This window comes from Ancylobacter sp. Lp-2 (assembly GCF_020523795.1).
Lineage (GTDB): Bacteria > Pseudomonadota > Alphaproteobacteria > Rhizobiales > Xanthobacteraceae > Ancylobacter.
In genome coordinates, this window is sequence record NZ_JAJALI010000008.1 from 189,929 (window position 1) to 202,089 (window position 12,161).

Below are 12,161 nucleotides of genomic sequence, written 5' to 3' on the forward strand. Positions count from 1 at the left end.
TCCCCGCTCAGGCGGCTGGCGTCGGGCCATCCGTGCCCTGAGGGCTCGCCTCGACCTGCGACGAATCCGCTTATGCGAGGCGTGCGAGGCTCCACCGGTCGGAGGAAAATGCCTGTGCGGATCCTGCGGCAGCCGCTTCCGACGGTCACGCTCGGCTGGGCCGGACCGTCCGGCCGCTCCCGTCGGCGCGTGATAATGAAAGGTCGATGCGCTCTCTCGCAGCCTTCCACCCCGAACGTCGGAACGCTCGGCCGGCATCGGCCGGCCACCTGCCAGGTGCAGGCGAAACCAAACTCTCGCAATGGTTTGTCCGGCACTCCGCTCCGGCGGCCCCGCCGGCGATCCGGCGATTCCCGGTTGCCTGCTCCCACGCGCCAAAACAAAAAGGCCGGAACGGTGGTAAGCCGCTCCGGCCTCAACCCGATGCGCAAGGTCCCAGCTTCACGCCAAAGGCGTAATGCCTCCGGCACGCGCCGTTACCGCGACAAATCGGCCACACCTGTCATCTGGTTGTATCTGGTATGCCAGAAAATGGGCCGTGCCGCCTTGATTATTCCGCAATGCGCCGCCATCTTCTGTCTCGCACGCAGCGATTGGCGTCGCTCCGTGCAGCCCTCCTTGGGCGTTTCCTCCCTAGACTTGGGCCGCTCTCGTTCGCGTGAGCGGCCTCTTTCTTTTGTGCCTCGGTCTTCGGTCGGGGCGTGGCGGCGTTCCGCCGTCCTGTCGCTTCCGTCGAACCTCCTCGGCATGATGTCTTGCGACACCCGGAAGAAGGGCTGGCTCGTTTCCGCATCGCGCCCCCGGCCACGGCGTCGCCGTCGTGGTACTGAAATCCCGCAGCGGGATGGGGAAGCGCTCCGTCAGAACCGAGCGTGCAGAATTCGTATATCTCTCATTCCCAAAATGCAAGGCTGTTCTGCGGCGTTCTGCGTCATCCGATAAAAAATTGTCATCAATCTCGCAATATGCTGAAAATATTGGCTTATTCTGCAGCTGCGCGCATGGCGGCCAGCTCGAGATGCGGGATGGCGGCCAGCGCCCGCGCCACGGCGGTCAGATCCTGCTGCACATTTTCGAAGCGTTCGCTGCGCTGATAGGTGCGTTCGTTCATATAAAGCGCACGGTTGATCTCGATCTGCACCGCATGCATGCCCGAGGTCGGGTTGCCGTAATGCTCGGTGATAAAGCCGCCGGCATAGGGCTTGTTGCGCACCACCGAATAGCCCAGCCGCCGCAGCTCGGTTTCGATGCAGTCGGGGATCGCCCCGGCGCAGCTGGTGCCGTAGCGGTCGCCGATCACCATGTCGACGCGGGTGCGCTCGTCGCGGCTGCCGCCCGAGGGCATGGAATGGCAATCGACCAGCACGGCGATGCCGAAGCCGCGCTGCATCTGCACCATCAGCCGGCGCAGCGTGCGGTGATAGGGCTTGTAGAACGCCTCGATGCGGGTCATCGCGTCGTCGACGGGAATGCGCCGGCTGTAGATTTCCTGCTGCTCGCCCACCACCCGGGCGATGGTGCCGAGCCCGCCGGACACCCGCATGGAGCGCGTATTGGCATAGGGCGGCAGCCGGCCGTCGAACATGCGCGGGTCGAGTTCGTAGGGCTCGCGGTTCACGTCGAGATAGCAGCGGGGGAAATGCGCCCGCATGAAACCCATGCCGAGCCCGGTGACCGGCCGAATCAGCTCGTCGACCAGCGAATCCTCCGAGCGCCGCAGCGTCGGCATGTCCAGCCGCACCTGTTCGAGGAAGGCGCGCGGATAGATGATGCCGCTATGCGGCGAATTGAATAGGAACGGCGTGGCAAAGGGATCGGGTTCCACGACCTCGAAGGCCGGATCTATCGTCTCCGATATGATCGCCATCTGCCCGTCCGTCGGCTCCTCTGGGGCGCTCTGCGGGGCGCCTGTCATCCATCTGTCTAACATGCACACGAGGCCTGTGGAACGGTCGGCAATGTTTCGGAAAGCACGTATCGTTCACACCAGCGTGGATTCACGATGTGCTAACAGCCGGCGCGGTACCCGATAAGCGAAACATGCGGGGAGTTTTCCGGTGTGGCGGCATGAGCCTCCGGCCGGTCGCCGGCTCCCGAATTCGAGGTGACGTCGATGCTGAAGATCCTGTTGGCCGAAGACGACAACGATATGCGCCGCTTTCTGGTGAAGGCGCTGCAGAACGCCGGCTATTCGGTGGTGTCGTTCGACAATGGCCGCTCGGCCTATGACCGGCTGCGCGAGGAGCCGTTCGAATTGCTGCTGACCGACATCGTGATGCCGGAGATGGATGGCATCGAATTGGCCCGCAAGGCCACCGAGCTCGATCCGGACATCAAGGTGATGTTCATCACCGGCTTCGCGGCGGTGGCGCTGAACGCCGACAACCAGGCACCGAAGGATGCGAAGATCCTGTCGAAGCCGTTCCACCTGCGCGACCTCGTCAACGAGGTCGGCAAGATGCTGGCGGCCTGACGCTGGCAGCCTGACGCTGGCGGCTTGATGCCGGCGATCCGGCGTCGGGCGGGGGCGTCATCCCCAGGCTGGTTCGCATGCCGGATGCACGGCGCTTGCGCCGGGCGCGGCTTGTGGTTATAGGGGTGCCCGCCGGGCCGCCCCGGCATCCCGGACGGAATGGGCGCGTAGCTCAGCGGGAGAGCACCTCGTTGACATCGAGGGGGTCACAGGTTCAATCCCTGTCGCGCCCACCATTCCGATCCACTCTTCCCGGTCTGTGTGATTTTTCGGTCGGTTCGCGCGCTTCGCGTGGGCGGTCGCGGTGTCCCATGGGAACACCCCTGGCGGCGGTCCGCCGTTGGGCGCCGCCGCCGATGGCCCGGCCGGTTGCTTCGCCCGTGTCGTGCATGGCGTTGCCGAAGTAATCGCGGCGGTTTGTCAGCCCGCGTGCTGTTGATGCGAGGTGTTCGCCTCGACGGCGCGTCGTCCGGATTCGGTGATCACGTAGACCTTCAGCGAATAGCCGTCGAAATGCTTGAGCTGGGTTCGGATATAGCCGAGGCCGGCAAGCGTATCGATCGCGCTGTCCAGTTCGTATTCCGAGCTCGGAGCCTGGTCATTGGGCGCGATTCCGGAATGCATCGCCCTCAGCGTATTGAATTCGGTTGGCGTCATGATCTTCCTCTAGGCAACCATATGATACCTTACATCTTATTCGAGCAATCATTCATGTTGCAACGCAAACGTTATTAAATTTTATAGCATGTTTGATTGCGCATTCGCAGCAATCGGCGGTTGACGAACCTCGACGGGCAAACCTTGTGCCGGTCGCCGGTGGGAAGCCGCGCCGGCTATGCCCCGGCCGGCGTGGTCGGCATCCGGGTCGCTGGTGGCCGAGGGGGACTTGGCGCCGTGGCTTCCCAGAGCAAATGGGGCGGAAACGGCGCGAGGCGGTTCAAGTAAAATATTTGCAAAATCGTTCCAAAAGACAGGCGCCGTCCGGATGATTTCGGTCGATGTCGAAGGCCGTCCCGGCACGTCCTGCCGAAGCCGCTCGCCAGCGTACAAGGATTAGAACTGAAGCTGTCCGGCAATATCCGGCCGGGGATGAAACAAGATCGCCTTTCGCGCGTTGTATGTGCAATTCAATACTCATCGGGAGGTAATGATGATCTCGAAGAAGCTGGGCATTGCTGCGCTTGCCGCCATGATCGCCCTGCCGGTCGCCGCTACCGCGCCGGCGTATGCCACCACCACCGCTACCGGCCCGCTGCCGACCATTGGCAGCTACGAGCAGAAGGAAGTGCGTGAACGCGAGCGCGTCCGCCGCCAGCAGGTGCGTCAGAACCGAAATAACGGCCTGTTCGAGCCGATCTTCGCCCCGCTGTACAAGAGCTACAACTCGCCCGGCCAGCAGCTGAAGCGCACCTTCGACTGACGCCGGCGAGGTGACGATCAAGGAAACGCCCAGGTCGAAACGCGCACGTGCTCCCCTGCGTGCGCGAGGGGGAGCGAGGGATCAGTTGCAGCCGGAACCGGCGGGCAACGGCTCCCTCGCTCCCCAGTCGTTCGAGGGCAGGGCGGCGAAGGGGGGCTGGAAATTCTGCCGTATCACCGTCAGCCGCGCCGGCACCCGCGCATCGTCGCGATCATAGTCGAGCACCCAGAAGAAGTTGAAGTTTGAATCCGGCCATGTGTCCGGCACGCCGCCCGGCAGCAGCGTCGGCCGTCCGTTGGGCGCGTTCACCACCTTCCATGGTGGAATTTCCGCCAGCCGCAGCAATTGCCGCAGCGTCGCCTGTTCGCCGGGGAACTCGGCCTCCAGCGCGGCGCTGGCGATGTGGAAATGCTCCCACACCATCAGCACCGTCCGGCCGTGCCAGCGCGGATTGTCCAACAGGTCCGCCACCACGTCCCGGTTCACCTTGTTGAGCTTGGCGTTGAAGTGGCGGTCGTTCTTGATCGGTTCATAGGCGATGGAGGGGGCGACCGGCCGCATGTTCCAGGCCTTCAGGATCGGCCGCGCGGTCTCCAGCGTGTGCAGCGTCATCACCAGGATCGCCGCTGGTGGGTCCTTGGCGATCAGGCTCATCGAACTGGTCGGCGAGAGATATTGCGCCGCCAGCGCCCGCGCCCGTTCCTTGCCGACGCTGCACAGGGCGAGCGGGCCGGCCTTCTCGCCATGGCGCACGATGACGAGGCGCTTCGGCGCCGCCTCGGCGGCCGGCACGGCCGGCAGGATCATCGCGGCCAGCGCGAGGAGGAGGGCGGCGGCACGGATCGCCATGGCGGAGCTCGTGAAAGGGAAGCGGTGTCTGCTCACCATGGGGCGGCCGACGGGTGCGATCAAGAGCCTGTGCGCGGTGCATTGATCCGCCGGTCTCCGGCACGATATCACTGTGCGCCTGAGGCGTGGCCGTCCGCCGATCCGACGGCGCGCCGAGCCGCATTTCCGCCTGTCCCGCAGACCCCTCTCCCGCCGGAGTCGTCATGTTCCCCCGTCACAATCGCCTTCCCGCCCTGTCCCCCGCGTCGGAAGCGGGCGCCGCCGCGCTCGGCAAGCTGCCGCAATGGGACCTGTCGGATCTCTATCCGGGCATGGACTCCCCCGAGCTCAAGGCCGATCTCGAACGCGCCCGCGCCGAGTGCTCCGCCTTCGAGGAGGCCTATAAGGGCCGGCTGGAAGGCCTGCTCGACGGTGCCGACGCCGGCGGCGAGATAGCCAAGGCGCTGAAGCGCTACGAAGGCGTCGAGGAACTGCTCGGCCGGCTCTATTCCTATGCCGGCCTCGTCTATTCCGGCGACACCACCGATCCGGTGCGCGCCAAGTTCTATGGCGACGTGCAGGAGAAGCTGACCGAGGCCTCCACCCATCTGCTGTTCTTCACGCTGGAGCTGAACCGGCTCGACGACGCCAAGATGGAAGCGGCGCTCGCCGATCCCGCCTTCGGCTATTATCGGCCGTGGATCGAGGATGTGCGCGCCGACAAGCCTTACCAGCTTGAGGACCGCATCGAGCAGCTGTTCCACGAGAAGGGCGTCACCTCGCGCGGCAGCTGGAACCGGCTGTTCGACGAGACCATTGCCGGGCTGCGCTTCGAGGTCGATGGCAAGAGCCTGCCGCTGGAGCCGACGCTGAACTATCTCGCCGAGCCGGACGCGGCCAAGCGCAAGGCCGGCGCCGAGGCGCTGGCCAAGGTGTTCAGCGAGAATCTGCGGCTGTTCACGCTGATCACCAACACGCTCGCCAAGGACAAGGACATCTCCGACCGCTGGCGCGGCTTCCAGGACATCGCGGATTCGCGCCATCTCGCCAACCGGGTCGAGCGCGAAGTGGTCGATGCGCTGGTCTCCTCCGTGCACGAGGCCTATCCGCGCCTGTCGCACCGCTACTACAAGCTGAAGGCCAAGTGGTTCGGCCAGGACAAGCTGGAATACTGGGATCGCAACGCGCCGCTGCCCAAGGTGGAGACCAAGGCCATCGCCTGGGACGAGGCGCGCGACACCGTGCTCGGCGCCTATTCCGCCTTTTCCCCGCGCATGGCCGACATCGCCCGCGACTTCTTCGACAAGAGCTGGATCGATGCCGGCGTGCGGCCGGGCAAGGCGACCGGCGCCTTCGCGCACCCGACCGTGCCGTCGGTGCATCCCTATGTGCTGCTCAACTATATGGGCAAGCCGCGCGACGTGATGACGCTCGCCCATGAGCTCGGCCACGGCGTGCACCAGGTGCTGGCCGGCCCGAACGGTGCGCTGATGGCGCCGACCCCGCTCACCCTGGCCGAGACCGCCTCGGTGTTCGGCGAGATGCTCACCTTCCGCAAGCTGCTCGACGCGGCGCCGGACAAGGCGGCCCGCAAGGCGATGCTGGCCTCCAAGGTGGAGGACATGATCAACACGGTGGTGCGCCAGATCGCCTTCTACACCTTCGAGCGGCGCATCCACACCGAGCGCAAGTCCGGCGAGCTCACCGCCGAACGCATCTGCGAGATCTGGATGGACGTGCAGGCGACCAGCCTGGGCGAGGGCATCCATCTCGGGCCGGGCTATGAGAGCTACTGGGTCTATATCGGCCACTTCATCCACTCGCCCTTCTATGTCTACGCCTATGCCTTCGGCGATTGCCTGGTGAACTCGCTCTACGCGGTCTACGAGAACGCCGCCGAGGGCTTTGCCGAGCGCTATCTCGCCATGCTGGCGGCGGGCGGCACCAAGCATCATTCCGAGCTGTTGAAGCCGTTCGGCCTCGATGCCCGCGACCCGGCCTTCTGGCAGACCGGCCTCAACCTCATCGACCGGATGATCGGCGAGCTGGAGGCGATGGAGGACTGATCCGCGCACCTGCGCGGCCACGCCGCGCGTCGCTTGCCGGCGCGCGGTTGTGGCGCATACACTTCGATACCGGGTGGTGTATCGGGGTGGGGGCCTCATGCCGGATCTGGACGAGCTTTACGGCGAGGTCGTCATTCCCGCACGGGTGGGCGAGGCGGAGCGCGCGCTGCGTCCCAAGTCCCTGTCGTGGTTGCTCGATGGGTGGAGCGCCCGGGCGCTGGCGGCTCATATGGATACGGTGCGGGCGAGCTCCATGGGTACGGTGCTCGGCCGTTTCCTGCCGGTCCTCTGGGTGGTCGAGGCGACCGGAGGCGTCCGCTTCGCTTTCGAGGAAATCGTGGCGGCGCCGGATGAGGAGGAGGCAGGCCGCGGCCTTCCCCAGGCTCCGCCGGGACAGGCGGGGCAGGTGGACTGGCAGAACGCCGAACATATCGGCCCGAAGCCCGCAACCCTGCCGCTTCCCATCGGGCATGAGAAGCTTGGCCATCCCTCGTTGTTTCACGACCACGACAAGGTCGGCCGCATCGGCGGCGAGCTGATCTGGGACGAGCGCTACGGCCTCTGGTTTCTTACCAACAGATCGGGCCGGTATGGCGGCTTCCGAGCCCGGCCGGATCTGAGGACGCCCCAGCATTTGGAGAATGCCGCCCGGCTTTTCCGCCGGCATGGGGTCAATGTGACCGCGTATTTCTATGCCTGAGGGCGATCCGGTGGCGCGAAGGTTGCATTCGGCCTATATGGATCATGACGGTTGGAAGGATGACCTCATGAGTGCTCTTTCAGAGAAACTCCCGTCCTGGCGACGTCTGGCGCATCTCAGGCCGAGCGACATCGACGATCTTCGCGAACTGGCGGTCGATCCGGCGGTCCGCGACGAAATCGTCCGCCGTCTCGGCCGGCTGATGCAGGAAATGCAGGCCCGGCAGCCGGCGGATATGGACACGCTGTATTCCATCGGCCGGCAGATTCACGCGGCGTTCCCGTCGGGGACCGACCTCGACATCGTCGATCCGTTGGAAGCGGTGTTCGTTCGCGCCGGTTTCGAGGGCGACAGCTTCGATCACGCCTATGAGCTCTATGAGCAGGCGTTGAAAATGTCGGGGCGAGGCGGCTCGTACTCAGCCGCGTCCGGCGCCACTGGCCACAGGGTCGCCTGACGGCTGCCGTCCGAGCGCCGCGCGCTCGCCGGCTTCCCGCGTGCCGTTATATCGCTTCCGGCCGGCGCCGGCCCTCGTCTTCATGGTTGCAACCCTTCGTGCTTGCCCGCATCTTCCTCTGGGGGAGGCGGAGCATGGCGGGGGCGACGTCGGACGGCGGGCGCGATCCGGGACACGGACCTGAGGGGCCGGGACCTGAGGCGCACGGGCTCGATCAACCGGGGGCCGCCGCTCCCGAACGGCCGCTGTTCACCTTTCGCTATGACGATGTGCTGCGGGTCGAGGACGCGGCGATCTGGCAGCGCCGCCGCTGCCTCGGCGAGCCGGTGCCGGATCTCGCCGCCGAACCCGGCACCATGCCGGAGGCGCTCGGCCTCGCCCTGTCCGGCGGCGGCATCCGCTCGGCGGCGTTCAGCCTCGGCGTCCTGCAGGGCATGGATTCGCTCCGCCAGCTCGGCATCGATCCGCTCGGCAAGCCCACCGGCGACCCGGTCAGCCTCGCCGACACGCCGCGTGAGCCGCGCGACGCCGAGCCGAAGACCCGCGAGCAGTCGGTGTTCGACCGTTTCGACTATCTCTCCACCGTCTCCGGCGGTGGCTATATCGGGGCCTCATTGGTCGCCGCCATCACGGCCAATCGCGGGGCGTTCCCGGTCCGCGGCTCCTTCGTCGACGCCGAGGCACCGGTGCTGCGGCACATTCGCGACAATTCCAACTACCTGCTCCACGCGCGCGGCGCGCTGGCCGGCTCGGTGGCGATCTATCTGCGCGGCCTCGCGGTCAATCTGTTCCTCACCTTGCCGCCGCTGCTCGCCTTCGCCGCCCTCGTCATCTTCTATGACAGGCTGTGGCGACCGGTGGCGGACTGGCCGCTGGCCGGTCTGCTCGCCGCGTTGCTGGGGCTCGCCCTCATCGGCTGGGGCGCTGCCCGTTCGCGGCGCGCCAATATTGCGAGCGCCGAGATCGGCGGCTGGGCGCCGTCGCTGTTCGGCGCCGCGCTGGGGGTAGTGCTGTTCGCTTTGTCGGTACAGATCAGCGCGGCGGCGGTCGATCTTCTGGCGCAGAGCCGGGCGGGGAGCTGGGATCTGGCGGTGATCGCCGGCACCTTCGCGCCGCTCGCCACCCTCGTCGGCTTTCTCGGCCCGCGGCTGACCGCGTTGGTGCAGAAGCTTGCCGGTCGGCCGGGGGCGGGGGCGGTCACGGCGCGGGTCGCCGGCGTCGTCGCCCTGTGGGCGGGCGCCGCGCTGCTGCCGCTGCTGCTGTGGGTCGCGGTGCTGTTCCTCGCCTCGCTGGCGCGGCCGGAGGCCGCCGGGCCATGGTTCGTGCCGGCCTCGCCGCTCGGGCTGGCGGTGGCCTATCTGGCGCTGGCGCTGCTGCTCTTCGCGGTCGGCCAGGTCTTCGCCGACAATGCCAATTCGCTGCATCGCCTCTATCGCGACCGGCTGAGCGCCGCCTTCCTGGTGCGGCGGAGCGGGGAGGGGGTGCGCCCGCTCGACGGCTTTCAGCTGAGCGCCGCCTGCCCATGCCCGCCCGGCTGGGCGTCGGCGGTCGGCGCGGCGGTAGGCGAGCAGGTGCCGCACGGCCTCGCCGCCGGCCCGGCGCCCTATCTGCTGGTGAACGCGGCGGTGAACATCCAGAACTCGTCCTTCGCCAATAATCGCGGCCGCAACGCCGATTTCTTCCTGTTCGGCCGCGACTATGTCGGCAGCACCGCCACCGGCTATGTGCGCACCGAGGCGCTGGTGGCGCGCGATCCGGCGCTCGATCTCGCCACCGCCATCGCCGCCTCCGGCGCGGCGGTGTCCTCCAATATGGGGGCCAACAGCATTGCCCCGCTCACCCCGACGCTGGCGCTGCTCAATGTCCGGCTCGGCTACTGGCTGCCCAACCCGATGGGCTTCGCCGCGCCGGAGGAACTGGCGGCGCGCTATGGCAGCGCCGCGCCGGCCGGCGGGCTGCTGCGCAACATCTACTTCCTCGCCGAGGCGTTCGGCCGCCTCGATGAGCGCGGCCCGAAGGTCTATGTCTCCGACGGCGGCCACATCGACAATCTCGGCCTGTTCGAGCTGCTGCGGCGGCGCTGCCGGCTGATCGTGGTGGTCGATGCCGAGGCCGATCCCGGCTATGCCTTCCGTGCCCTGGTCGCGGTGCAGCGCCATGCGCGCATCGATCTCGGCGTGCGCATCGAACTGCCGTGGGAGGCCATCGCCGGCGCGGCGCGGGCCTGCGCGGAGGAGGGGGCGAGCTGCCCCGGCCCGCATGCCGCCATCGGCCGTATCCTCTATTCGCCCGGCGACGAGCCCGCCGAAGGCATCCTCGTCTACATCAAGGCGTCGGTGAGCGGCGAGGAGAACGACATGATCCGTGGCTACCGGGTCCGCCATCCGTCCTTCCCGCACGAGACGACGCTCGACCAGCTGTTCAGCGAGGAGCAGTTCGAGGTGTACCGGGCGCTGGGCTTCCACATTGCCAACCGGCTGTTCTCCGGCAAGGACCGCGTGGTGGTGGCGAGGCCGGGCACTGGCGCCGGCCACGAGAAGGCGGGCATGGAGGCCGCCGGCATCGCCGCGGCCGATCCGCTGCTGGCCGAGGTGGTGGCGCTGCTGCGCCTGCCGGTGGCGCGCCGGCGCGACTGAGCCACCGACTTTCGTCGCTGCCTGGATTTTGGACTTGCCCTGCACGCGGCTGGCGGCGGACAAATCGGGTTAGCCACTGCCGGGAATCCACGCATGTCCGCCGCCGCCCCCTTCGTGCATACGCCGTTTGACAGCACCCGCAAGCCGTTCTCCATCGCGCTCGCCCCGCTCGATCTCGCCGCCTGGATCGAGCCGGAGCCGCGCCTTGCCGAGACGCTGGCCGAGCGCGCCCAGCTGCTCGCCGAGAAGCGCGACGTCGTGCTGCGCGAGGAGGAGGGCAGCCGCGCCGCCCAGCGCGAGGCGCTGGAGCTCCTCGTCACCCATCTGCTCGAACGCTTCCCGGGCAGCTACCGGCTCGACGGCCGCCGCCTCACGGTGGTTCCGGCCGGCGTCACCGTCGATCTCGATGACGACAGCGAGCCGCCCTTCGCCATCGCCGGCCGCATCGTCTCCGACGATCTGCTGCTGCTCACCCCCGGCCCGGCGGGCTACCGGCTGGTGGCGGCGGTGCTGTGCTTTCCCTCCGCCTGGTCGCTGGCGGAGAAGTTCGGCCAGTCGCTGGACGGGCTGCACGCCGCCGTGCCCGGCTATGCCGACAAGATGGCGCGGGTGATGAACCGTATCTTCGACAACCTCAAGGTCGAGCAGCCGGTCTGGCGGGTGAACTGGTCGATCTATCCCGATGCCGAGTTGCACCATCCCGAATCCAAGGAGCGCCCGCGCGACTGGTTCGACGATCCCGCCCATCTCGATGCCTCCGCCTTCGTGCGCGTCGAGCGCCAGACGCTGCGGCGGCTGCCAGAGAGTGGCGATCTCCTGTTCACCGTGCGCGTGCATGTCGACCCGTTCGAGGCGTTCCGCCGCCATCCGGACGGGCGCGAGCTCGCCGCTTCGCTGCGCGGCCATATCCTCGGGCTCGATCCGGCGCAGCTCGCCTATAAGGGGCTGACCGAGCACCGCGACGCCATCGCCGCCGCGCTCGCCGCCATCGCCGAGGCGCCGGTGGAGGAGCCGAGCGTGGCGTCGGCCTGAAGGCGGCCGGCCCGGCGCCGGCTTCACACCCTCGCGCGACGCCTTGACGCGCCCGCGACCATCGGTCTCCCCGGCGTTGCCGCAAGGGACGAGTTCCGCTAAAGCGGACGATGGCTGACATTATCCATTAGGAGGGGTCGCATGGCTGACCACGGAGCGCCGGAATACGCTACCGCCACGGGCAATGACTATGCCGAGCATGAGGGCACTTACGGCTTCTTCGTGAAGCTGACCCTCGTCGGCACGCTCTCGCTCTGCAGCCTCATGGTCGCGCTGGCGATCGGCGGCGTGAACGGGCACTGGGCGATCTTCACGGTGGCGACGCTGGCCATCATCGCGGCCACCGCCATCGGCCTCGCCTCGGAAAAGGGCAAGCCGGGCCTTATCGGCGGCCTGCTGGCGCTGCTGGTTCTGCTGCTGATCGTGACCTCGTGAGTGCCGCCATGCGTATTGCTGTCTTCAAGGAAAACCTGTCCGTTGAGCCACGAGTTTCGGGTTCTGCGGATACGGTCAAGCGTCTGACGGGTCTTGGCGGGGAGGTTGTCGTGG

At 67.2% G+C, this 12,161-nt stretch carries 11 protein-coding genes and 1 tRNA gene; 9 read left to right on the plus strand and 3 right to left on the minus strand.

Going from position 1 to position 12,161, the window contains the following annotated elements:
* Positions 1–982: 982 nt before the first annotated feature.
* Entirely contained in the window at positions 983–1,867 is an 885-nt protein-coding gene (locus LGR54_RS19620) for an N-formylglutamate amidohydrolase (RefSeq protein ID WP_230363654.1), read from the minus strand.
* 246 nt (positions 1,868–2,113) lie between these two features.
* Between LGR54_RS19620 and cpdR the strand changes: the two genes are divergently transcribed.
* Positions 2,114–2,473 (plus strand): cell cycle two-component system response regulator CpdR, encoded by a 360-nt coding sequence (gene cpdR, locus LGR54_RS19625; RefSeq protein ID WP_214006950.1) that lies wholly within the window; start codon positions 2,114–2,116, stop codon positions 2,471–2,473.
* 161 nt (positions 2,474–2,634) lie between these two features.
* Positions 2,635–2,709: transfer RNA gene (locus LGR54_RS19630), tRNA-Val, on the plus strand.
* Positions 2,710–2,893: 184 nt separating this feature from the next.
* On the opposite strand, the gene LGR54_RS19635 is transcribed toward LGR54_RS19630, so the two are convergent.
* The gene (locus LGR54_RS19635; protein WP_230363655.1) at positions 2,894–3,130 is read right to left on the minus strand and encodes a hypothetical protein; all 237 of its coding nucleotides are present in this window, start codon (positions 3,128–3,130) and stop codon (positions 2,894–2,896) included.
* A 493-nt stretch (positions 3,131–3,623) separates the two neighbouring features.
* Between LGR54_RS19635 and LGR54_RS19640 the strand changes: the two genes are divergently transcribed.
* Positions 3,624–3,893: a hypothetical protein gene (locus tag LGR54_RS19640; RefSeq protein ID WP_230363656.1), complete on the plus strand. Its 270-nt coding sequence runs from the start codon at positions 3,624–3,626 to the stop codon at positions 3,891–3,893.
* Positions 3,894–3,974: 81 nt separating this feature from the next.
* Here LGR54_RS19640 and LGR54_RS19645 read toward each other — a convergent pair whose 3' ends face one another.
* Positions 3,975–4,742, minus strand: coding sequence for a histidine phosphatase family protein (locus tag LGR54_RS19645; RefSeq protein ID WP_230363657.1), 768 nt, complete (start codon positions 4,740–4,742; stop codon positions 3,975–3,977).
* 203 nt (positions 4,743–4,945) lie between these two features.
* On the opposite strand from LGR54_RS19645, the gene LGR54_RS19650 reads away from it, so the two are divergent.
* The 6 genes from LGR54_RS19650 (at position 4,946) to LGR54_RS19675 (ending at position 12,047) form a co-directional block, all read left to right on the plus strand.
* Complete coding sequence (locus tag LGR54_RS19650; RefSeq protein ID WP_230363658.1) at positions 4,946–6,787, plus strand: M3 family oligoendopeptidase; 1,842 nt, start codon at positions 4,946–4,948, stop codon at positions 6,785–6,787.
* Positions 6,788–6,884: 97 nt separating this feature from the next.
* Entirely contained in the window at positions 6,885–7,487 is a 603-nt protein-coding gene (locus LGR54_RS19655; RefSeq protein ID WP_230363659.1) for a hypothetical protein, read from the plus strand.
* Entirely contained in the window at positions 7,480–7,944 is a 465-nt protein-coding gene (locus LGR54_RS19660) for a hypothetical protein (protein WP_230363660.1), read from the plus strand. The genes LGR54_RS19655 and LGR54_RS19660 overlap by 8 nt, the downstream gene beginning before the upstream one ends.
* 134 nt (positions 7,945–8,078) lie before the next feature.
* The gene (locus tag LGR54_RS19665) at positions 8,079–10,580 is read left to right on the plus strand and encodes a patatin-like phospholipase family protein (protein WP_230363661.1); all 2,502 of its coding nucleotides are present in this window, start codon (positions 8,079–8,081) and stop codon (positions 10,578–10,580) included.
* A gap of 93 nt (positions 10,581–10,673) precedes the next feature.
* Positions 10,674–11,612, plus strand: a complete 939-nt coding sequence (locus tag LGR54_RS19670; protein WP_230363662.1) for a DUF3445 domain-containing protein — start codon at positions 10,674–10,676, stop codon at positions 11,610–11,612.
* A gap of 141 nt (positions 11,613–11,753) precedes the next feature.
* Positions 11,754–12,047: an aa3-type cytochrome c oxidase subunit IV gene (locus LGR54_RS19675; protein ID WP_214006945.1), complete on the plus strand. Its 294-nt coding sequence runs from the start codon at positions 11,754–11,756 to the stop codon at positions 12,045–12,047.
* Positions 12,048–12,161: the final 114 nt, after the last annotated feature.